24 protein-coding genes and 2 pseudogenes are annotated in these 18,922 nt (G+C 35.3%); 16 read left to right on the top strand and 10 right to left on the bottom strand.

Annotated features, from left to right (window positions below; translation table 11 throughout):
* Positions 1-36: 36 nt before the first annotated feature.
* Positions 37-154 (bottom strand): annotated as a pseudogene (locus ACFWDE_RS00130) (GTP pyrophosphokinase).
* Between the two features lie 72 nt (positions 155-226).
* On the opposite strand from ACFWDE_RS00130, the gene ACFWDE_RS00125 reads away from it, so the two are divergent.
* The gene (locus tag ACFWDE_RS00125) at positions 227-454 is read left to right on the top strand and encodes a hypothetical protein (protein WP_000032698.1); all 228 of its coding nucleotides are present in this window, start codon (positions 227-229) and stop codon (positions 452-454) included.
* Positions 455-551: 97 nt separating this feature from the next.
* Positions 552-683 carry a hypothetical protein gene (locus tag ACFWDE_RS00120; protein ID WP_377889248.1) on the top strand — a complete coding sequence of 44 codons (132 nt, stop codon included), beginning with the start codon at positions 552-554 and terminating at the stop codon, positions 681-683.
* 51 nt (positions 684-734) lie between these two features.
* Here ACFWDE_RS00120 and ACFWDE_RS00115 read toward each other — a convergent pair whose 3' ends face one another.
* On the bottom strand, positions 735-1,529 hold the full coding sequence (locus ACFWDE_RS00115; protein WP_377889246.1) for a YqhG family protein: 795 nt from the start codon (positions 1,527-1,529) through the stop codon (positions 735-737).
* Entirely contained in the window at positions 1,516-3,198 is a 1,683-nt protein-coding gene (locus ACFWDE_RS00110) for a DEAD/DEAH box helicase (RefSeq protein WP_002160498.1), read from the bottom strand. Before ACFWDE_RS00110 ends, ACFWDE_RS00115 begins: the two co-directional genes overlap by 14 nt.
* Before the next feature lie 391 nt (positions 3,199-3,589).
* Here ACFWDE_RS00110 and gcvT point away from each other — a divergent pair, with 391 nt between their 5' ends.
* The 12 genes and pseudogenes from gcvT to ACFWDE_RS00050 all read left to right on the top strand — a co-directional run bounded on the left by gcvT (position 3,590) and on the right by ACFWDE_RS00050 (position 12,638).
* Positions 3,590-4,690 carry a glycine cleavage system aminomethyltransferase GcvT gene (gene gcvT / locus ACFWDE_RS00105; protein ID WP_002111803.1) on the top strand — a complete coding sequence of 367 codons (1,101 nt, stop codon included), beginning with the start codon at positions 3,590-3,592 and terminating at the stop codon, positions 4,688-4,690.
* Positions 4,691-4,710: 20 nt separating this feature from the next.
* Positions 4,711-6,054, top strand: coding sequence for an aminomethyl-transferring glycine dehydrogenase subunit 1 (gcvPA, locus tag ACFWDE_RS00100; RefSeq protein ID WP_377889243.1), 1,344 nt, complete (start codon positions 4,711-4,713; stop codon positions 6,052-6,054).
* On the top strand, positions 6,051-7,526 hold the full coding sequence (gcvPB, locus tag ACFWDE_RS00095) for an aminomethyl-transferring glycine dehydrogenase subunit 2 (protein WP_377889241.1): 1,476 nt from the start codon (positions 6,051-6,053) through the stop codon (positions 7,524-7,526). The genes gcvPA and gcvPB overlap by 4 nt, the downstream gene beginning before the upstream one ends.
* A 284-nt stretch (positions 7,527-7,810) precedes the next feature.
* Positions 7,811-8,014, top strand: a complete 204-nt coding sequence (locus ACFWDE_RS00090) for a DUF3929 family protein (RefSeq protein WP_000262495.1) — start codon at positions 7,811-7,813, stop codon at positions 8,012-8,014.
* A gap of 70 nt (positions 8,015-8,084) precedes the next feature.
* Positions 8,085-8,276, top strand: coding sequence for a hypothetical protein (locus ACFWDE_RS00085; RefSeq protein ID WP_002088608.1), 192 nt, complete (start codon positions 8,085-8,087; stop codon positions 8,274-8,276).
* Positions 8,277-8,394: 118 nt separating this feature from the next.
* The gene (locus ACFWDE_RS00080; RefSeq protein ID WP_377889239.1) at positions 8,395-8,769 is read left to right on the top strand and encodes a GntR family transcriptional regulator; all 375 of its coding nucleotides are present in this window, start codon (positions 8,395-8,397) and stop codon (positions 8,767-8,769) included.
* A gap of 3 nt (positions 8,770-8,772) precedes the next feature.
* Positions 8,773-9,645 carry an ABC transporter ATP-binding protein gene (locus ACFWDE_RS00075; RefSeq protein WP_377889237.1) on the top strand — a complete coding sequence of 291 codons (873 nt, stop codon included), beginning with the start codon at positions 8,773-8,775 and terminating at the stop codon, positions 9,643-9,645.
* Positions 9,626-10,294, top strand: coding sequence for an ABC-2 transporter permease (locus ACFWDE_RS00070; RefSeq protein ID WP_131230510.1), 669 nt, complete (start codon positions 9,626-9,628; stop codon positions 10,292-10,294). The genes ACFWDE_RS00075 and ACFWDE_RS00070 overlap by 20 nt, the downstream gene beginning before the upstream one ends.
* A 14-nt stretch (positions 10,295-10,308) precedes the next feature.
* Positions 10,309-10,940: pseudogene (locus ACFWDE_RS00065) on the top strand (ABC-2 transporter permease).
* A gap of 33 nt (positions 10,941-10,973) precedes the next feature.
* Entirely contained in the window at positions 10,974-11,597 is a 624-nt protein-coding gene (locus ACFWDE_RS00060) for an ABC-2 transporter permease (RefSeq protein ID WP_377889235.1), read from the top strand.
* Between the two features lie 12 nt (positions 11,598-11,609).
* On the top strand, positions 11,610-12,206 hold the full coding sequence (locus ACFWDE_RS00055; protein ID WP_377889233.1) for an ABC-2 transporter permease: 597 nt from the start codon (positions 11,610-11,612) through the stop codon (positions 12,204-12,206).
* A gap of 246 nt (positions 12,207-12,452) precedes the next feature.
* Entirely contained in the window at positions 12,453-12,638 is a 186-nt protein-coding gene (locus tag ACFWDE_RS00050) for a hypothetical protein (RefSeq protein ID WP_377889231.1), read from the top strand.
* A gap of 168 nt (positions 12,639-12,806) precedes the next feature.
* Here ACFWDE_RS00050 and ACFWDE_RS00045 read toward each other — a convergent pair whose 3' ends face one another.
* The 5 genes from ACFWDE_RS00045 to ACFWDE_RS00025 all read right to left on the bottom strand — a co-directional run bounded on the left by ACFWDE_RS00045 (position 12,807) and on the right by ACFWDE_RS00025 (position 15,458).
* Positions 12,807-13,064, bottom strand: a complete 258-nt coding sequence (locus ACFWDE_RS00045) for a DUF3975 family protein (protein ID WP_377889229.1) — start codon at positions 13,062-13,064, stop codon at positions 12,807-12,809.
* Between the two features lie 15 nt (positions 13,065-13,079).
* The gene (locus tag ACFWDE_RS00040) at positions 13,080-13,394 is read right to left on the bottom strand and encodes a DMT family transporter (protein WP_002015033.1); all 315 of its coding nucleotides are present in this window, start codon (positions 13,392-13,394) and stop codon (positions 13,080-13,082) included.
* A 1-nt stretch (position 13,395) separates the two neighbouring features.
* A complete protein-coding gene (locus ACFWDE_RS00035) occupies positions 13,396-13,728 on the bottom strand; it encodes a DMT family transporter (RefSeq protein ID WP_242785084.1) in 333 nt (110 codons plus the stop codon).
* 71 nt (positions 13,729-13,799) lie between these two features.
* Positions 13,800-14,381 carry a TetR/AcrR family transcriptional regulator gene (locus ACFWDE_RS00030; protein ID WP_377889226.1) on the bottom strand — a complete coding sequence of 194 codons (582 nt, stop codon included), beginning with the start codon at positions 14,379-14,381 and terminating at the stop codon, positions 13,800-13,802.
* A 99-nt stretch (positions 14,382-14,480) separates the two neighbouring features.
* Positions 14,481-15,458, bottom strand: coding sequence for a LacI family DNA-binding transcriptional regulator (locus ACFWDE_RS00025; RefSeq protein ID WP_377889224.1), 978 nt, complete (start codon positions 15,456-15,458; stop codon positions 14,481-14,483).
* Between the two features lie 316 nt (positions 15,459-15,774).
* Here ACFWDE_RS00025 and ACFWDE_RS00020 point away from each other — a divergent pair, with 316 nt between their 5' ends.
* Complete coding sequence (locus tag ACFWDE_RS00020; protein WP_377889481.1) at positions 15,775-16,311, top strand: DNA polymerase III subunit delta; 537 nt, start codon at positions 15,775-15,777, stop codon at positions 16,309-16,311.
* Positions 16,312-16,347: 36 nt separating this feature from the next.
* Here the strand turns inward: ACFWDE_RS00020 and ACFWDE_RS00015 are convergent, their stop codons facing one another.
* Positions 16,348-16,731: a rhodanese-like domain-containing protein gene (locus ACFWDE_RS00015; RefSeq protein WP_002034000.1), complete on the bottom strand. Its 384-nt coding sequence runs from the start codon at positions 16,729-16,731 to the stop codon at positions 16,348-16,350.
* A gap of 170 nt (positions 16,732-16,901) precedes the next feature.
* Between ACFWDE_RS00015 and ACFWDE_RS00010 the strand changes: the two genes are divergently transcribed.
* Positions 16,902-17,738 carry a lipoate--protein ligase family protein gene (locus tag ACFWDE_RS00010; RefSeq protein ID WP_002111778.1) on the top strand — a complete coding sequence of 279 codons (837 nt, stop codon included), beginning with the start codon at positions 16,902-16,904 and terminating at the stop codon, positions 17,736-17,738.
* Positions 17,739-17,766: 28 nt separating this feature from the next.
* Here the strand turns inward: ACFWDE_RS00010 and ACFWDE_RS00005 are convergent, their stop codons facing one another.
* Entirely contained in the window at positions 17,767-18,609 is an 843-nt protein-coding gene (locus tag ACFWDE_RS00005) for a hypothetical protein (RefSeq protein WP_377889221.1), read from the bottom strand.
* Positions 18,610-18,922: the final 313 nt, after the last annotated feature.

Below are 18,922 nucleotides of genomic sequence, written 5' to 3'. Positions count from 1 at the left end.
TAGATTGAAAAATTGCCCCTAGCGTAGTAAGTTTTTTTAGTATATAATAAAGGAAACGCTTTCATTTTTTGGTTTGTTCACAAAATGGACGGAAAATCACATATTTACTATTGATATGTTGCTTTATAATGAAACTAATTAAATATATATGCATACAATATTGTGAAATAAATAACATAAATAATCTATATAAATGTAAACGTTATCAAAAAGAGAGGTGGAGACAATGAGTAAATTTTTCTTCAATCATAATCCAGCAACATTAGAGGATGGAAGACTTGTTAAGTATGCTGAAATTATTTATGGAGAAGGTGGCCGTTCTGTATTAGAAAATTTAATGGTGAAGGCATCTATCAGATTGCGTGATCGTTATCCGAATAAATCTGACGAACAGATCTCGAACCTCGTAAATCAAGGCATCCATGATATGTTTCAAAAATACGTGAATGAGTAGGAGTAGCTAATTGCTACTCTTATTTTTTTGTATAAGGATTGTGCTTTTAGCTGAAAATAAAGGTGCATTTTGAAGTGTGTAAAAAGGAGGGAAAAAGATGAGCAATGGAATTGGTCGTTCAAAAGAAAATCTTCCAACTGATGCAAATCATGTAAGCGCGAAGGATCGTGCATATCAAAAACGTATGACAAAGAAAAAACAACAAGAGCGTAATGACGATAGAGAATAGGCTGGAAAAACATCTTAAAGAAAGCTCCTTCAATAGTTGAAGGAGCTTTCTTTAAGATAGAAAATGATTTGCGGTAACATAAAAGAGACCGCCGTTTATAATTTGTATTGTAATGCGTGGTTCGTATTGTTCTTGTAATGCTTGCTTTTCAATTTCATAGCTTTCTGGAAGTTCATCGCTATCTTCGTAAAATCGATTTAAAAGGTCTAAATCGTGATTCCAACGCACTCTCGCTTCTTTTGCCCACGTGTGGTCATCTTCAGCGATTATACTTTTTAAAGCATCCTCTATACGTTGTAAGCCACTTTGTGGCTTAATGATAGGTGAGAGCGTAAAACAAAAATCAGGTATTTTCGGTGTGAGTTTGATCTCTGCTAAAGTGTCATGAAAGTTTGCAATCATTGTCCCGGAAATAAGATGAATACCGATGGAATGAAGCATGTCTTTTTTTCGGTCGCATTGATAAGATACTTTTATATTTACACCAAGCCAAGGATGAAGGGGGGTATGAGTTGCCCCGCTATGTTTCACTTCCTCATATAAACGTATGTATGAACCTAGTTCTTTTGTTGTTTCAAATATTTGATGCAAACGGGGTGAACCGTAATGAATAAGTTCACCGTCGTTTTCTTCGTTTTCCGGATTTGTAATAAGAGTAAGGCGCATCGGGTTCGGAACGCCTCCTGTTTTTTCAAGATAGTGCCAATAGAATGGGCGGTTCATTAATAATTTATCCATTTCAATTGTTAACTGCACGTCTAACAGGTGAGGGGAACGTTCTAAAATTTCGCAGTTATTCGCCTCAAAAAAGTTGTATAAGTAATTATGAATTTCATTTTGCTGCATAGTCCTGCACCTCTGCTTCATTGCGCTTCGCAAAATCGATAATAGATGTTAAATTTTCCATCTTGATTCGAATTTCACCTTCGCTTTTTGACTGCGCGAAAATCTCTTGAATATGCGCATCAATATTTTTCATGTTGATTCTCGTTAAAATTTCATCGAGTTCACCAATTACACGTTCAAATAAATTAATTTTTTCATATAGTAGTTTTAAAATGTGCTCTTCAACAGTATGCTTTGTTGCTAAGTTATAAATATGAACATCATTTTTTTGTCCAAGACGGTGAATACGTCCAATCCTTTGCTCAAGTCGCATTGGATTCCACGGTAAGTCGTAATTAATCATATGGCTACAAAATTGTAAGTTAATTCCTTCACCACCAGCTTCGGTCGCAATTAATACTTGGGCATGAGTTTGGAAAAGCTCCTTCATCCAATCTTTTTTCCCGCGCTTAAATCCACCGCGAAATGGGACAGAGGAAATGCCATGTTGTTGTAAGAACCATTGTAAATACATTTGTGAAGCTCTATATTCAGTGAAAATAATGACTTTATCGTCAACTTCTTTTATAAGCTCTAGTGCTTTATTTGCTTTGGAGTTGAACGGAATATGATTAATTTTATCCATCAGCACATCAATATGCGGGTCCTTTATGTAATGCTCATTTTCTTTCTGCCGTTTTTCTACATGTTTTTTTAATGAATAGTAAACAGCTTCACGACTACTACATGCTTCCCGTTTTAAAGTTAAGGATGAGAAAGCAGATGTGAAGGCATTTTGTTCACGCCAATTTTCAATTTCATTATACAAAGCTTGTTCTTCTTCATTAAATTCAACGAAGATTGTTCGTACATGTCTCTTCGGCCAATCAATGCCAGTGTTATGGCGTCTATTTCGAACCATTACTTTATTGATAAGAGCTTTTAAATCTTCATCGGATTCAGTGGAACGATTTTTGGAAGCATAATATTCTTCAAAATTAGATTGATTGCCTAGATGACCTGGTTTTAATAAAGAAACGAGGTTGAAGATTTCATCAATTTTATTTTGAACAGGAGTTGCAGTTAGTAATAAACAAAACTTCTTTTTTAATCGTTGTGCAAATTCATAGTTTTTTGTTTTATTATTTTTTAGTTTATGTGCTTCATCGATAATAATAAGGTCATACTCTAGGTTTAAAACGATATCGCGATGTGGTGAACGTTTTGCAGTGTCAATTGATGAGACAATCACATCAGCTTGTTCCCAAGAATAACTTTTCTTTTGAGCGACCGCAGGAATAAAAAATTTTGTGTTTAGTTCATACGCCCACTGAGATACGAGAGAAGCTGGAACGAGAATGAGTACCTTTTTTACAAGTCCTCGAACCATATATTCTTTTAAAATAAGTCCAGCTTCAATCGTTTTTCCAAGTCCAACTTCATCTGCTAGAATCGCTTTACCATTCATTTGTTCAATGACATTTTGAGCAACCTCTAATTGATGCGGAAGCGGCGTGAAATGTGATAAATGTTTCGGTGCTTGCAATCCATCAAAAGTAGGAACGAGTAATGATTTCTCTGTTTTATAAGCTAAATGATATAAATCCCAATTTGTCCAAGGACCATCTTCATCAATTCTTTTTAAAAAATTGTTTTGCCACGTTCGATCTACAGAAATATCGACATTCATTAAGACTCTCCCACCTTTTATAAACTAAAGTGATTATTTTAAAAATCTTTATTATAAGCCTCGTAATAAGGCACTATCACAATTACTAAAAGTTAAAGAATAGGCAATGATTTAGGACTAAATCTCGAAAGCTGTATTTAATATGATTAAGAATAAAAAATTCTAAATTTTTTTTTATGCTAGAATATTGATGAAATATAGCGAATGATGTTAGGATAATGGTGTGAAATGTGTGGAATCTTTCGTATTTTATCCAAGAAAGTAACTTTTTATTTACGCTTTCATAAAAAAATATACTGAGATTCCGTATAACCTTATCTTTTCAGAATGAAAATGTTTAGATATGGGAAGCAACTTTTATTGATTTGTCAGAGCATAAGGGGGAAAGAGCATGATTACATTACAACGTACACCGTTATTTGATGTATACGCGAAGTATGGTGGGAAAACAATCGACTTCGGTGGTTGGGAATTACCAGTTCAATTTTCAAGCATTAAAGAAGAGCATGAAGCTGTGCGTACAGAAGCAGGTTTGTTCGATGTATCTCATATGGGAGAAGTAGAGGTAAAGGGTGTAGATAGTTTAGCATTTTTACAACGTGTTGTTACAAATGACGTATCTACCTTAAAGGTAGGAGGCGCACAATATACAGCTATGTGCTATGAAAATGGCGGCACAGTAGATGATTTATTAATCTACAAACGTGGTGAAGAAGACTATTTATTAGTAATCAATGCATCAAATATCGAGAAAGATTACGAATGGTTAGCAAGTCATGTAATTGGCGATGCAAAAGTAGTCAATGTTTCTAGTGAAGTTGCGCAACTTGCAATTCAAGGACCAAAAGCACAAGACATTTTACAAAAAGTTGTGTCAGAAGATTTGAAAGAAATTAAGTTCTTTAAATTTAAAAACGATATTCTTGTAGATGGAATTCCTGCACTTGTATCTCGTACAGGTTATACAGGTGAAGATGGATTCGAAATTTACTGTAAGAGTGAAGATGCTGCAAAACTTTGGGTGAAACTTCTTGAAGTTGGAGAAGAAGATGGGTTAAAACCATGTGGCTTAGGTGCTCGTGATACACTTCGCTTCGAAGCAACACTTCCGTTATACGGACAAGAGTTATCAAAAGATATTACACCGATTGAAGCGGGAATTGGCTTTGCGGTAAAACCAAATAAAGAAGCAGATTTCTTTGGGAAAGAAACGTTAAAAGAGCAAAAAGAAAACGGTGCATCTCGTAAGTTAGTCGGCATCGAAGTAATCGAACGCGGTATTCCTCGTACGCATTACCCTGTATTTATAGGAGAAGAAAAAATCGGGGAAGTAACGAGTGGTACACAATCTCCAACGTTAAAGAAAAGCATTGGTTTAGCACTAATTGATGTGAAATACGCAACAGTTGATACAGAAGTAGAAATTGAAATTCGTAATAAACGCGTCAAAGCAGTAGTTGTTCCAACACCATTTTATAAACGTTCAAAGTAACGGGGAGAGGGGTAGATTTCATGTTGCATCGTTATCTTCCAATGACAGAAGAAGACAAAAAAGAAATGTTACAAACAATCGGCGTTCAAACGATTGATGAGTTATTCTCTGATATTCCAGAGAGTGTTCGTTTTAAAGGGGATTTAAAAATTAAAGAAGCAAAATCAGAGCCAGAGCTTTTAAAAGAGCTATCTCAAATGGCTAGCAAAAATGCGAACTTAAAAGAATACGCTTCTTTCTTAGGAGCAGGTGTATACGATCATTACGCTCCAGTAATTGTTGATCATGTAATTTCTCGTTCAGAATTTTATACAGCTTACACACCATACCAACCAGAAATTTCACAAGGGGAATTACAAGCAATTTTTGAGTTCCAAACAATGATTTGTGAATTAACAGGAATGGATGTAGCAAACTCTTCTATGTATGACGGAGGTACAGCTTTAGCTGAAGCGGCAATGTTAGCAGCTGGTCATACACGCAAAAAGAAAATTCTTGTGTCTAAGGCAGTTCATCCAGAATCAAGAGCGGTACTTGAAACATATGCAAAAGGTCAAAATCTTGAAGTTGTTGAAATTGATCATAAAGACGGTGTAACAGATTTAGACGTATTACAAAGTGAAGTAGATGATACAGTTGCTTGCGTAATCGTTCAATATCCAAACTTCTTCGGACAAGTTGAAAAGTTAGCTGATATCGAAAAAATCGTTCATCAACAAAAATCATTATTTATCGTTTCTTCAAATCCATTATCATTAGGCGCATTAACACCGCCAGGGAAATTCGGTGCTGATATTGTAATCGGTGATGCACAGCCATTTGGTATCCCAACGCAGTTTGGTGGACCTCATTGTGGTTACTTTGCAACAACGAAAGCATTTATGCGTAAAATTCCAGGACGTCTTGTCGGACAAACTGTAGATTCAGATGGTAAACGTGGATTTGTATTAACGTTACAAGCACGTGAACAGCATATTCGCCGTGATAAAGCGACGTCTAACATTTGTTCAAACCAAGCGTTAAATGCATTAGCAGCATCAGTTGCAATGACGGCACTTGGAAAACAAGGTGTGAAAGATATGGCACGTCAAAATATTTCTAAAGCACAATATGCAAAACGTCAATTCGAAGCGAAAGGCTTCACTGTAACGTTCGCTGGACCATTCTTTAATGAATTTGTTGTAGATTGCAAACGTCCAGTTAAAGAAATAAATGATGTATTAATACAAAAGAATATTATCGGTGGTTACGACCTAGGCCGTGATTATAAAGAGCATGAAAATCATATGCTTGTAGCAGTAACTGAGCTTCGTACAAAAGAGGAAATTGACACACTTGTAAACGAAATGGGGGCTATCCAATGAAGAACCAAGACCAAGCACTTATTTTTGAAGTGACTAAAGAAGGGCGCGTAGGATATAGCTTACCCAAATTAGATGTAGAAGAAGTGAAATTAGAAGATGTATTTGAGAGCGATTATATTCGCGTTGAAGATGCAGAGCTTCCAGAAGTATCTGAACTTGATATTATGCGCCATTACACAGCGCTTTCAAACCGTAACCACGGCGTTGATTCTGGATTCTACCCACTTGGATCTTGTACGATGAAATATAATCCGAAAATTAATGAAAACGTAGCTCGCTTCGCAGGCTTTGCAAATATTCATCCACTTCAAGATGAAAAAACAGTGCAAGGTGCAATGGAATTAATGTACGATTTACAAGAACATTTAATTGAAATTACAGGTATGGATACTGTTACATTACAACCAGCAGCTGGTGCACACGGAGAATGGACAGGTTTAATGTTGATTCGTGCATACCATGAAGCAAATGGTGACTTTAACCGTACGAAAGTAATTGTTCCTGACTCTGCTCATGGAACAAACCCGGCGTCTGCAACGGTAGCTGGTTTTGAAACAATTACGGTGAAATCAAATGAACATGGTCTTGTTGACTTAGATGATTTAAAACGTGTTGTAAACGAAGAAACAGCAGCACTTATGTTAACAAATCCAAATACATTAGGCCTATTCGAAGAAAATATTTTAGAAATGGCAGAAATCGTCCATAACGCAGGCGGCAAATTATACTATGATGGTGCAAACTTAAATGCTGTATTAAGCCAAGCACGCCCAGGAGATATGGGATTTGACGTTGTGCATTTAAACCTTCATAAAACATTTACAGGTCCGCATGGCGGCGGTGGCCCAGGTTCTGGTCCAGTAGGTGTGAAAGCTGATTTAATTCCGTACTTACCAAAACCGATTTTAGAGAAAACGGAAAATGGCTATCACTTCAACTATGATCGTCCAGAAGCAATTGGGCGTGTGAAACCATTCTATGGTAACTTCGGAATTAACGTTCGTGCATACACATATATTCGTTCTATGGGTCCAGATGGACTACGTGCAGTAACTGAGTATGCTGTATTAAATGCGAACTATATGATGAGAAGATTAGCACCATTCTATGAACTTCCGTTCGATAGACATTGCAAGCATGAATTTGTATTATCAGGTCGTCGTCAAAAGAAACTTGGTGTACGTACATTAGATATTGCAAAACGTCTGCTTGATTTCGGTTACCATCCACCAACAATTTACTTCCCATTAAATGTGGAAGAATGTATTATGATTGAGCCAACAGAAACAGAATCAAAAGAAACATTAGATGGTTTCATTGATAAGATGATTCAAATTGCTAAAGAGGTAGAAGAAAATCCAGAAGTTGTACAAGAAGCGCCACATACAACGGTAATTAAACGTTTGGATGAAACATTGGCTGCTCGTAAACCAGTTTTACGTTATGAAAAGCTAGCACCTGTACAAGTGTGATTGGAATAAAAAGAACTCGCTATATGCGGGTTCTTTTTTTTGCAACATTGGTGCGGATAGAATGAAAAAAATGTTAAAAATTTATATTTTTTGTTTCATATTGCTGTAAAGATGCGGTTTTATAGGTGATTTTGTTGAAAAAGTCGGTTTGATAAAAGTATTTATTTTTGTTAGAATTTTATTGAAATTAAGAAGATGTGATGAGGTAGAAATTACTCATTTTTATGTATATGTGAAAAAACGAGCAAGGCGGGGGTGGAAGCGTGGGATATCGATGCTATAGAATGGTATACCATTTAGAAAATGGAGAAACAATTAAAGATGTAAAAGAATTTTGTTACAGAGACCAAGGAAAAGTGCTAGAAAGAGTAGCGCACCGTGTAATGGATAATAGAGAAGTGACAGCGATTGATAAACAAGGAACAATCATTTCAATAGCGTGTGAGGACATTGTAAAGGTAGAACTTGATTACATAACAGAAAGTTAACCTTGAGTCATATCGAATTATTCGATACAATATACTGTTGAATGGTGAAGAGAGCAGAGAGGAGTTTATCATGGGTAATACAAGACACTTTTATATGTTTATTTTAGCGTTTGTTCTTGTTGTGGCGTTAACGATTTATTTAATTGTTGATAGCAGCTGGTACAATACAGTTCATCCGGCATTCCTTCTTTTTATGTATGTAGGAATAGCGGTTGTTAGTTTCGGAATGAGAGACGAAATGTTAGATCGCTTTGAAAAGTGATACATATACGAAAGACCAACAGGGAAATGTTGGTCTTTTTTTTCTTGCCAAAAAATAGGATGTTGTGTATATACTGTATATATAAGGTATATACAGTATATACACACTGGAGGAAAACATGAATATTATTATTTCAAATTCTTCCCAAGACCCTATTTATGCGCAAATAAGGAAGCAATTACGCCAGCTTATTTTAAATGGTGGTTTAAAGGGTGGAGATCAATTACCGTCTATTCGTAGCTTAGCGAAGGAATTACAAATTAGTGTAATTACAACGAAGCGTGCGTACGAGGAGCTTGAAAAAGAAGGATATATAGAAACTGTTGCTGGGAAAGGGACTTATGTTTCACGTGAAAACAATGAACTATTAAAAGAACAGCGGCTACGTCTATTGGAAAGTAAGGCTGAAGAAATTGTGAATGAAAGTAAAGTGTTGCAACTTTCACTTGAAGAATTACAACAGATGATTGCGTGTTTATACAAGGGGGAATGAGAGATGTTAGAGCTAAAAAACGTTTGTAAAAGTTATCAAGATTTCTCAGTGAAAAATATGAATTTTACATTACCACGTGGATATATTATGGGATTTGTCGGACCGAATGGATCCGGAAAAAGTACGACGATCAAAATGATTATGAATTTAATTAGAAAAGATAGTGGCGATATAAAAATTTTTGGTAAGGACAATAAGAAAGCTGAAAAAGAAATAAAACAAAATATTGGTTTTGTATATGATGAAAATCATTATTACGAAGATTTAACGTGTGAGCAAATGAAACGGATTATTGCACCGTTATATAAAAAGTGGGACGAAAAGCAGTATCAATCGTATATGCAGAGATTACAAGTTCCAAAGTATAAAAAGATTAAAGAGTTATCCAAAGGGATGAAAATGAAATTTGCGATTGCAATCGCACTTTCACACCATGCGGAATTCATTATTATGGATGAACCAACAGCAGGATTAGACCCAGTTGTTCGAAGTGACTTGCTTGATATGTTGCAAGAGATTGTAATGGAAGATGAAGTGTCTGTCTTATTTTCCACACACATTACTACAGACTTAGAACGCATCGCGGATTACATTACGTTCATCAATGATGGAGAAATTATATTTACTGGTGAGAAAGATGAATTAATGGAGAACTACGTAATCGTAAAGGGAAGCAATGATTTATTAGATCGAGAAGGAAAAGAACTATTTGTTGGATTACGAAAAAATAAATTTGGCTTTGAAGGTTTAGCAGAGGATAGACAAGCAATTATCGATTGGTTTGGAAATGAGGTTGTACTAGAAAAACCTACATTAGACGATATCATCGTTTACACTGCGAAAGGGAGAGGTGCCTATGCGTCAGCTCGTATATAAAGATTTGTTCTTTTTTCGGGGGATATGGTTAGTGTATCTTACTATACCTTTTATATTCTTTTTATTTGAACATGGTGATGGAATGCTGTTTCCTATGAGTTGTTTATTTATAACTCTTTCCTCAGTTACGATATTAGTCGTAATAGATGAACGAAATACAAGTGACATTATTATTAATAGTTTACCGTTAAGTAAAAAGGATATCATAATTGCTAGATATATTTCCAGTGCAATATTTATTGTAGGTGGTATGTTCTCCACTATGTTGTTTGCTTTTCTTATAAGAGGTATTGCTGTTATTGGTGATATCGGTGCATATCATCCTAACCTATACATTGAAGTTCCATGGTATGGAGTAGTAAATGGGGTTGTTTACGCCGTATTTTTGGTTGTCACCTTTTTCCCTAGTTATTATGGTACAAAATCGAAGGTAGTAAGAAGTATAGTATCAGCAGCATCAATAGGAGTGGGGGGAATACTTTGGATATTTATTAGTGATGGGCTGAATGAAACAGCACCTTCATTCATTGAGTGGATTATGAATCCATTACATCTTGGCATATTTATAGTTGGATTAATTACACTAGCTAGTATATATATCGCCTCTATGTTTCTTACAATTAAAATTTACGGAGCACGTGATTTATAGAGAGGAGAATTCATATGCAACAGTTGATTTTGAAGGAGTTTTTCTTACAGAAGAAGATGTTTCCTTTCTATTTTTTAATACCTATTTTATCTGTTTTTAGAAATTCCGTAGAACCAATGGGGATTGCAATAGGATTATTTATAACATGTAGTACGATTATATATATTTCTTTTTATTATGAAGAGAAAAGTAAAATAGAAAAAGTATTAGTGAGTTTGCCTATAACAAGAAAAGAGATAGTTATAGCTAAATATATTGCAACCACATTATTTATTATAGCCGGTCTGAGTACAACTTTTATAGTCGTAATATTAGGAAATATTTTATTGAACAGAGATATAGTTATTCCTGGATATGCAATATTTTCAGCAATAGTAGCAACTTTGATTTATTGTGTAGTAACGATACCTACTAATTACATTGGAGGATATAAAGCTACTACTTCTTGAATGTTATTATGATTTTTCCTTTAATGGGTATGATTGGCCTTATGTGCAATATTTTTGGTGATAAAACAATCATGCTAAAAGTACTTCACTCTGAAGTTGCTATATTATCAATGAGTGTTCTTGGTATCGGAGTGTTAGTAAGTATAGTCATATCAATGTTGCTCTCAATGAAAATGTTTCAGGAGGCAGAGTTATAGAAGCTGGCATTTTCATACTAGGAGGTGCAATAAATGATCAAGCAACTAGTCTTAAAAGATATGATGTTGCAAAGAAAGTTAGGGTTTGCTTATCTTATATGTTTGTTTTTCCTTGTCATTGTTGATTTTCGTAGTGATAGTTTTCTGATGACATTTAGCATGTTTATACCTATTCTTGGCATGATGCTGTCAATGAGTTATGAGAATAAAAATAAAAGTGAAATGCTAGTAAATAGTCTTCCATTTCAACGAAAAGAAATTGTCATAGCAAAATACATATTTGTAAGCATTTTAGTTGTTTTAGGTGGAATTTTCTCACTTGTGGTTGGTTTAATTCAGTTGCAAAATGAACATATAACTGGATTTATGCTGTGGGGAGCGATTCTTGGTGGAATAACAGGTGGTTTTGTTTATAGCATAATTGTACTTCCAATTGAATTTTCAGTAGGGTATAGCAGTGCAAAACAAATTGCTCCGTTTGCCGGACTTGCATTGGGGTATTTAAGTGGAGTGATTGTAAGTAACGTGTGGTTAGATGTAGAGAATATTTGGAGCACGAGTCTAGTCATAAATATTTGTTTCATAGCCGGGCTGCTCCTTTTATATGTCATGTCGATGGTACTCTCAATTAATTTGTATAATGAGCGTGATTTGTGAGGGGAGGGAATGTTGTTGAAACAACTAATTTTAAAAGATTTCATCGTCCAATGGAAATTTTTAATTTGGTATATACTGTATCCTATTTTCTTTTATATGGCTTTAACAGATACGGAAAATCTGTTCATAATTATGTCAGTAATTATTACAATTGGGGCAACAGTAAAAACATTTGAAGCAGATAGTAAAAATGAGAGTGAAGTTATAGTAAATAGTTTACCAATATTGAGAAAACAAATTGTGTATGCGAAATATATAGTAGCAATTATTATTCTTTTTATAAGCGTAACGGTCGGTTGTTTCACGATGGGAATGAAGAATGGGGTTAACCTATTTGAATTTATTGAAACGACAATGGTTGCTAGTATTAGCTTTATTTTAGTGTATTTAAGCTTTGTTTTACCAATATCGTTTTGGTTAGCGTATAAAAAAACTATTTTTATTACGCTTTTCATACTAATAGTACCGATAGCAATTTGTTCTATGTTCTTTCAAATCAACCTAGAACAAATTCAACTATATAACAGCGTGTTATTCGTTAGTTCAATATGCATGTTCATAGTATCTATCTTCGTTTCAGTGAAATTGTATGAGAAGAGAGAATTTTAAAAGGTGCCTCATAAAAGGCACCTTCTTCAATAATGACAATATGAAAGCAACAGTTTATAAACAGAAACGCTACTTGGCACATCTTTCGGAGTATGTAATATTATGCTGAAAAATATGATGAGAAAGAGAAACAGGAAAAATAAAAATAGGATCTGCTTATGTATAGAATTTTGCATATGATCCACTCCTTTTTTAGGTAGTATGTCCAAAAGAAAGGAGGGTATGAAAATTTTAGGAGGGAGAATGATGAAAAAAAGAAAATGGTTGTATAGAATAGGGGTACTTTTATGCTCAATTGGTTTCATATTAGCAAATTTTTACTCAGATATACCATCGCCATTTCCTAATTTGCATAAAGGGATTGGTATGAGTGTTGTCATAGTTGGTCTGCTTTGTCTGATCGCATCAAATTTCTATAGAAAATCAGAATGAATATAAAGTGAAACTTTAATCAGTGGGGGTTTTGTCCATCCCCACTGATTATTAGTTGAACCAATCGGGCGTTTACGGGCAGTTGATCTCCCACCTAACTCCCTCGCATTCGCCGAATTTTGAGGTGGGGGTCTTACTGCCCGTTAATGCGGGATAAAAAAAGGACAGTTACTCTTTTTCAGAAGAACTGTCCTTTTTAAATAACTTGTTCCATAGCTTGGCGATACTCCATATAATTACGATTGCAATGGAGGCAATAATTGACCAAGCGATAGATGCAATTTCAAGTGCCATGTTGGGAAAGAATGTAAGAATGGATATTACTTTATGAAACAACCATTCTATTATATGAAAACTTATTTGCAATAGAATGACGATCCCAAGTGTGATCCATGTTAAGATTTGTTTTCCTTTTTCTTTCCACATGACATTCACCTCACGTTAGCCTAATAGTTTTAAGCCAACAGCACCGCATAGAATGCAGCTTAAGAAGGCAAGGCGGCGCCAATCCGCTGACTCGCGGAAAATAAGAATACCTAGAAGTGCACTTCCGGCAGTTCCGATTCCAGTCCAAATTGCATAAGCAGTTCCCATCGGTAATGTATTCATTGCAAGTGATAAGAAGAAGAAACTTACGCCGAAGTTAGCGATTAAAATAACTTTTGGTGCCCAGCCTTTCTTTTCAGTGGCTACTTTCATAAAGAGTACACCAACAATTTCACAAATACCAGCTAGAATTAAAAATACCCAAGCCATTTTATGCAGCCTCCTTCACTTCTTTTTCTTCTGTTACTCGTTTTAAACCAATTACTCCGAAGAAAATTAAACCGATTAATAAAACTTTTACGATAGAGAAAGGTTCTCCGAAGATGAAAATCTCTGTAAGAACGATTCCACCAGCTCCAATTCCTGTAAAGACTGCGTATACAGTACCGACAGGTAAATCTTTATAAGCTCTAAATAATAAGACGAAACTAATTGTGATTAATAGAGCAACACCAGCCCACTCAAGTGGTGCCTCCGCTTTTTTTAGTCCAATCACCCAAAAGATTTCAATAATACCAGCTATGATTACATAAATCCATGCCATATGTCATTTCTCCTTCCTACCAGTCGTTAGGTAAAGGGCTTAAAAACGACGCATTGCAAAGGAGCAATCCGTCAGTTTGAAAGTCCGCGCCAAAATACTTTCCAAGAAGCTTCTAAACGTGTCTCAAAACGATTTAAACCTGCGTATAGTAGTTCAACCATAAGGCCGTCAAGTAAGCATAAAAAAGCCTCCAAAGCGTCTTTTACTTCAATGTTATGCAGTTCATTTTGTTCGCTTGCTCTTTTAAACGCAGGGAATAAAAGTTTCCCGACATTTTCAATGTGTACATTCGCTTTATCAATAATTTGTTCGCGAAATGCATCCGGCGGAAAATAAGAAGTTCGTAACCAAAACATTGATTCTTCACTTTCACCAAATCGTTTTGCATAGCCTTTTAACAAATTTAAGAGCAATTCTTCAGTAGACGATTTGGAAAAATTTTCGATATCGTCTGTGAAGCTCTGCAAATCTTTTTGAAGAGCGGATTCCAAACATGTAAAATATAGCTCTTCTTTTCCTTTAAAGTGTGCGTAAATCGATGGTTTTTTAATCCCAACTTCCTTAGCAATATTTGCTAAGGAAGTTCCTTCGTAGCCGTAGCGTGCGAAATGAGAAAGTGCTACAGCTTTAATCCGGTTTGCTGTCATTTTCATCCCCTACCTACCGTTCGTTAGGTTAATTATATGAGATGAAAAATATAAAGTCAATAGGTGAAGAGTTGAAAAAAGAGCGCTATAATTAACGCTCCTTTTTCAGACTGTTTTTCGTTCAATTAAATGGAATGAAAGTTCTTCTGTGCTTCCGGTAATTTGCTCGCTTTGAATCTGTTTATGGAATAAAGAAAAAGCATGTGAGCCCATTGTGAGCCCGGGATGTTCAATAGTTGTAATTTCTAATGCTTTTGAAATTTCATGGTTATCAAATCCCAGGATAGCGAGGTCTTCAGGTATGCGAATGCCAAGTTTTTTTGCCTCTGTTAATAAACCAGCAGCAACTTGATCGTTCGCTGTGAAAATAGCGGTTGGGCGATTTTTCATGTTTAAAATACGGTGAAGTATTTTTGCCCCGTCCTGCATCGTATAACATTGATGGAAAATCCAATCAGGGTGAACTGTTTTTCCTTCGTGACGAAGGGTATCGGCGAAAGCTTTTTCACGCTCGATTGAATTAACACTTGTTTTTCTTGCTAAACAAATGCCGATTTTTTCATGACCTTTACTGAGTAAATAGGAAGTACCGAGACGGAAGCCCTCATAATGATCTACATAGACAGATGAAATGAGGGGATGTTTCATTTTTTCACATGAAATAATAGGGGCAAATTTTGCGAACGGTTCAATTTGTTCCCATGAACTCGTGCGAGAGCAAATAATCATCCCGTCAAATTGCTTCATTTTCATCATTTCAAGAACGCGAATTTCTTCAATACTATCGTAATTCGTTTGGCATAAATTAATATGATATCCAGCTGCTAATGCTTCGTTTCCGATTCCTTCAATGATCGTGCTAAAGTACGGAACATTAATGAAAGGTAGCATAACGCCAATCGTATATGTTTTACCTTTTATTAAATGGATAGCATTTATATTTTTTGCATAGTTCAATTCTTCAACTGCATCTAAAACACGCTTACGCTTTTCTTCTTTTACGTAAGGATGATTATTAAGGACACGGGAAACCGTTGATATGGATACACCAGCAGTTTTTGCAATTTGTTTTATATTGGCCATATGTATCACCTCTTTACTTAATTATAAGGGGAAAATAATAAGAATGAAAAAATCTTGACCTGAAAAGCTTTTCACAATCTATGTTATAAGCATGACTTCTGTTATTCGCGTAACCTTTTTATTTGGGCGTAAGAATAGCGAGGTCTTTTTTGTATGTCTGCAAAGAATTTTTGTCAAAATGTGTGAGAATAACGTGGAAAGTTTTCGGAGGAGGTGTTTGATAACGAGGCGAATAGAAGAGAGTATAAACGCTTCGCTCGTTAAGAGAGCGGTATGAAAGGGCGGAAACAAATTGAAAAAAGGCATCATTTGTTTCGTGTTTTCTAGTGTAATACTTAGCTCATGTTCATTTCAGCAAACGATGCAAGAAGAAAAAACATTTGTAGGAACAACAGGAGGGGCTAAGGACCGTGTTACTGATCCGATTCCGCTAAAGGAACTTCCAAAATATTTTCCGGCGAAGTTTAAAGTTCCAACGTTTTTACCTTATGACATTACGAGTGATGTGAAGGGAGAGGTAAGAACGATGGGAAAGAAGAATGCTGTCTTAACGATTAAATATAAGCAACAAGAGAAAGGAAGGCGCGATTATATAGAATTAACAGTGGCCAACTTTTCTTACAGTTTTCCATACCTCGTAGAAGAGAATCGATTTCAAGAACAAATGAAATTGAATAATGGAGCACCTGCTTATTTTAAAAATAAGGATGATTACGAGCGAGGGGACGAATTTGCTACGCTTATATGGAAAGAGAAGGGGATTGAATATCAGCTATTATATCGTAATGTAGATGAGAAAGATGAAGATGTGATTAAACAAAATCTACTGTACATTGCGAACAATATGGAATGAAAAAACTAGCTGTATCGTGCAGCTAGTTTTTGTATGTTACTTCTTTTTAATTTTGCCTGACCAAGATTTAAATCCACCTTTTAATTGGTAGAAATCTGTGTAGCCTTGTTTTTTTAAGTATTGAGCTGCACGACCTGTACGGAATCCGCTTTGGCAATATAAATAAACCGGTTGATCTTGGCGAAGTTCTTTGTGGCGAAGGCGAATTTGTGATAATGGAATGTTACGCGCACCTAAAATATGTCCCGCGTTAAATTCATCCGCTTCGCGAATATCGATAAGCTGTGCTTTACGGTAGCCAGCGCGAAATTCTTCTTCTGAAAGTGTTTTAATTAATTTTTTCTGATAGAAATACATCCATACAGTGTAGCCGATGAATGCTGCAATTGCGGCTAGTATAATAATCAAGTTTGTTGACACGATTCTATCGCTCCCTTTTTTCTTATCCTACTTTCAATATTATAATGCCCATATGTATTTATGCAACAGATTCATTTGTATATAAGAAGAAATTTCGTATTCTTTCACAAATTTTGTCGAATTTGGTAGACTAGAGAATGTGAAAAATAATTGGTTATATGAGGTGCAGGATGGGAAAAGAAAAATGGTGTTATATTAACTCTGGTCAATGTTCACCAGCATTTAATATGGCGTTAGATGAATGTTTATTAAATTGGCAAAGTGAAAAGAAAATGCCACCAACAATTCGTTTTTACGAATGGGAAGTACCAACATTAACAGTTGGGTATTTCCAGCGTGTTGAAAAAGATATAAATATGGATGTAGTTAACGAAAAGAAATATGGATTTGTTCGTCGTCAAACAGGCGGTAGGGGTGTACTACATGATAAAGAATTAACGTACAGTGTTATTGTGTCTGAAGATCATCCGGATATGCCTAAAACAGTTACAGAAGCGTATCGTGTTATTTCACAAGGCTTATTAGACGGTTTTAAGGCATTAGGATTAGAAGCATATTATGCAGTTCCGAAAACAGAAGAGGATCGTGAAAATTTAAAAAATCCGCGTTCAGGCGTATGCTTTGATGCACCATCTTGGTATGAAATTGTAGTTGAAGGAAGAAAAATCGCAGGTAGTGCTCAAACCCGTCAAAAAGGTGTTATCTTACAACACGGTTCGATTCCGTTAGAAATAGATTTAGATGAGTTATACGATCTATTTTTATTCCCAAATGAACGTGTAAAAGAGCGTATGAAAAACATGTTTTCTTCTAAAGCGGTAGCGATTAATGAATTAACAGACCGTACATTTACGATTGAACAGTTAATTCAAGCGTTTGAAACTGGATTTGAAAAAGGTTTAGATATAGAGCTTGTGCCGTATGAACTAACAGAAGAACAGCTTCATGAAGTTCAAACTTTAGCAAAAGAGAAGTATGAAAGTAATGAATGGAATTATAAAAAATAAGGAGATGGCGACCGCCATCTCCTTATTTTTATAGTAAATTAAGTACTTTTTCTACTTTGATTCCTTTATCTTGTAAAGAACGAAGGCGATTTACAACGTCCATAATTTCTTTGTCGAATGTAACGCTAATACCTTGGCTTTGTAGCTCTTTTTTTAATCCTTCAATAGAATCATCTATGTCGATGCCAAGCTCGTAATCTTGACAAACTTCAATTGTCTTTTTCACAAGTTTAACATAATTTTCTTGTAGTTTTGTATTTGTTTCAGTCAAAGCAGGTTGTTTCGGTTTTACAGGAGTAACCGGTGCTGTCTCTTGCTTTGTAACTGGAGTAGGTACTGCTTTTTTCACAGGTGTTGGAGTAGATAGTTCTACAGCTGCTTCAACACTTACTGACTTCGGCGTTGGTACCGGAGTAGGCTTAGGTGTTATAGCGGGTGTTTCTACACGCATAACAGGTTTAGGAGCGGGTGTAACTGCTTTAGGAGCCTCTACAACTACTTCTTTGTTCGGAGTAGCTTCTACAACTGTTTCTTCTTGCTCAGCAGCTTCTTTATTTTCTTTGCTCCACATAACGCGTTCAATTTCTAGAGAAACATTGTTCTTATTCATCGCTGTTAATGTAACTTTACCAACTTCCGCGTTCCCAGTGAAATCAACAATTTTATAAATAACACTCTTGTTCCAATCCACGTTTCCGCTCAAAAATAATTCTTCGTTACATTTCGGCGTTAAGCCCTCGATTTTAATTTCTGCGTTTACACCGTTTTCACTGTATACCATAATTAGCGAAGCATTTACATCTTCGTCTGCTAACATTAGTTCACGTACCATTTTGCCGGTGCGTACTTGCGTTTTCTTCTTAACTGACATCTAATTTCTCCTCTCAAAAATTCAGTAATAATAAAAAAATCGTATAACGAAAAATAATTGCTCACGAAGATTTATGATACCGATAATAAAAGCATCACGTCAACAATTAACTTTAATTATTTTGCATTTTTCTTATTTTCTTTATGAAATTTTTCAATTTGTAAAATTAGACAGAAGAAAAACAGCCGTTTGAAAGGCTGTTAAAAATTTGATTTTTTGTATAGTAATTTATATAAAATAAAAAATAGGATAGCGATTAAGGCGTTTTGCCAAAAGGTTAGATGATAAATGAGATAAGGTTGTTTTTTAAAAT

It is taken from the genome of Bacillus sp. NPDC060175 (genome assembly GCF_042728695.1).
Lineage (GTDB): Bacteria > Bacillota > Bacilli > Bacillales > Bacillaceae_G > Bacillus_A.
The sequence above is the reverse complement of the archived record's forward strand: the minus strand, read 5'-3'. Positions and strand labels throughout refer to the sequence as shown.

Excerpts from the sequence above, each read along its gene's own strand:
- gcvT (WP_002111803.1), top strand. The coding sequence starts at position 3,590 with ATGATTACATTACAACGTACACCGTTATTTGATGTATACGCGAAGTAT.
- ACFWDE_RS00060 (WP_377889235.1), top strand. The coding sequence starts at position 10,974 with ATGATCAAGCAACTAGTCTTAAAAGATATGATGTTGCAAAGAAAGTTA.
- ACFWDE_RS00035 (WP_242785084.1), bottom strand. The coding sequence starts at position 13,728 with ATGGCATGGATTTATGTAATCATAGCTGGTATTATTGAAATCTTTTGG.
- ACFWDE_RS00120 (WP_377889248.1), top strand. The coding sequence starts at position 552 with ATGAGCAATGGAATTGGTCGTTCAAAAGAAAATCTTCCAACTGATGCA.
- ACFWDE_RS00110 (WP_002160498.1), bottom strand. The coding sequence starts at position 3,198 with ATGAATGTCGATATTTCTGTAGATCGAACGTGGCAAAACAATTTTTTA.
- ACFWDE_RS00090 (WP_000262495.1), top strand. The coding sequence starts at position 7,811 with ATGGTATACCATTTAGAAAATGGAGAAACAATTAAAGATGTAAAAGAA.
- gcvPA (WP_377889243.1), top strand. The coding sequence starts at position 4,711 with ATGTTGCATCGTTATCTTCCAATGACAGAAGAAGACAAAAAAGAAATG.
- ACFWDE_RS00080 (WP_377889239.1), top strand. The coding sequence starts at position 8,395 with ATGAATATTATTATTTCAAATTCTTCCCAAGACCCTATTTATGCGCAA.
- ACFWDE_RS00085 (WP_002088608.1), top strand. The coding sequence starts at position 8,085 with ATGGGTAATACAAGACACTTTTATATGTTTATTTTAGCGTTTGTTCTT.
- ACFWDE_RS00115 (WP_377889246.1), bottom strand. The coding sequence starts at position 1,529 with ATGCAGCAAAATGAAATTCATAATTACTTATACAACTTTTTTGAGGCG.
- ACFWDE_RS00025 (WP_377889224.1), bottom strand. The coding sequence starts at position 15,458 with ATGGCCAATATAAAACAAATTGCAAAAACTGCTGGTGTATCCATATCA.
- ACFWDE_RS00050 (WP_377889231.1), top strand. The coding sequence starts at position 12,453 with ATGAAAAAAAGAAAATGGTTGTATAGAATAGGGGTACTTTTATGCTCA.
- ACFWDE_RS00030 (WP_377889226.1), bottom strand. The coding sequence starts at position 14,381 with ATGAAAATGACAGCAAACCGGATTAAAGCTGTAGCACTTTCTCATTTC.
- ACFWDE_RS00125 (WP_000032698.1), top strand. The coding sequence starts at position 227 with ATGAGTAAATTTTTCTTCAATCATAATCCAGCAACATTAGAGGATGGA.
- ACFWDE_RS00040 (WP_002015033.1), bottom strand. The coding sequence starts at position 13,394 with ATGGCTTGGGTATTTTTAATTCTAGCTGGTATTTGTGAAATTGTTGGT.
- ACFWDE_RS00005 (WP_377889221.1), bottom strand. The coding sequence starts at position 18,609 with ATGTCAGTTAAGAAGAAAACGCAAGTACGCACCGGCAAAATGGTACGT.
- ACFWDE_RS00070 (WP_131230510.1), top strand. The coding sequence starts at position 9,626 with ATGCGTCAGCTCGTATATAAAGATTTGTTCTTTTTTCGGGGGATATGG.
- ACFWDE_RS00010 (WP_002111778.1), top strand. The coding sequence starts at position 16,902 with ATGGGAAAAGAAAAATGGTGTTATATTAACTCTGGTCAATGTTCACCA.
- ACFWDE_RS00045 (WP_377889229.1), bottom strand. The coding sequence starts at position 13,064 with ATGTGGAAAGAAAAAGGAAAACAAATCTTAACATGGATCACACTTGGG.
- ACFWDE_RS00075 (WP_377889237.1), top strand. The coding sequence starts at position 8,773 with ATGTTAGAGCTAAAAAACGTTTGTAAAAGTTATCAAGATTTCTCAGTG.
- gcvPB (WP_377889241.1), top strand. The coding sequence starts at position 6,051 with ATGAAGAACCAAGACCAAGCACTTATTTTTGAAGTGACTAAAGAAGGG.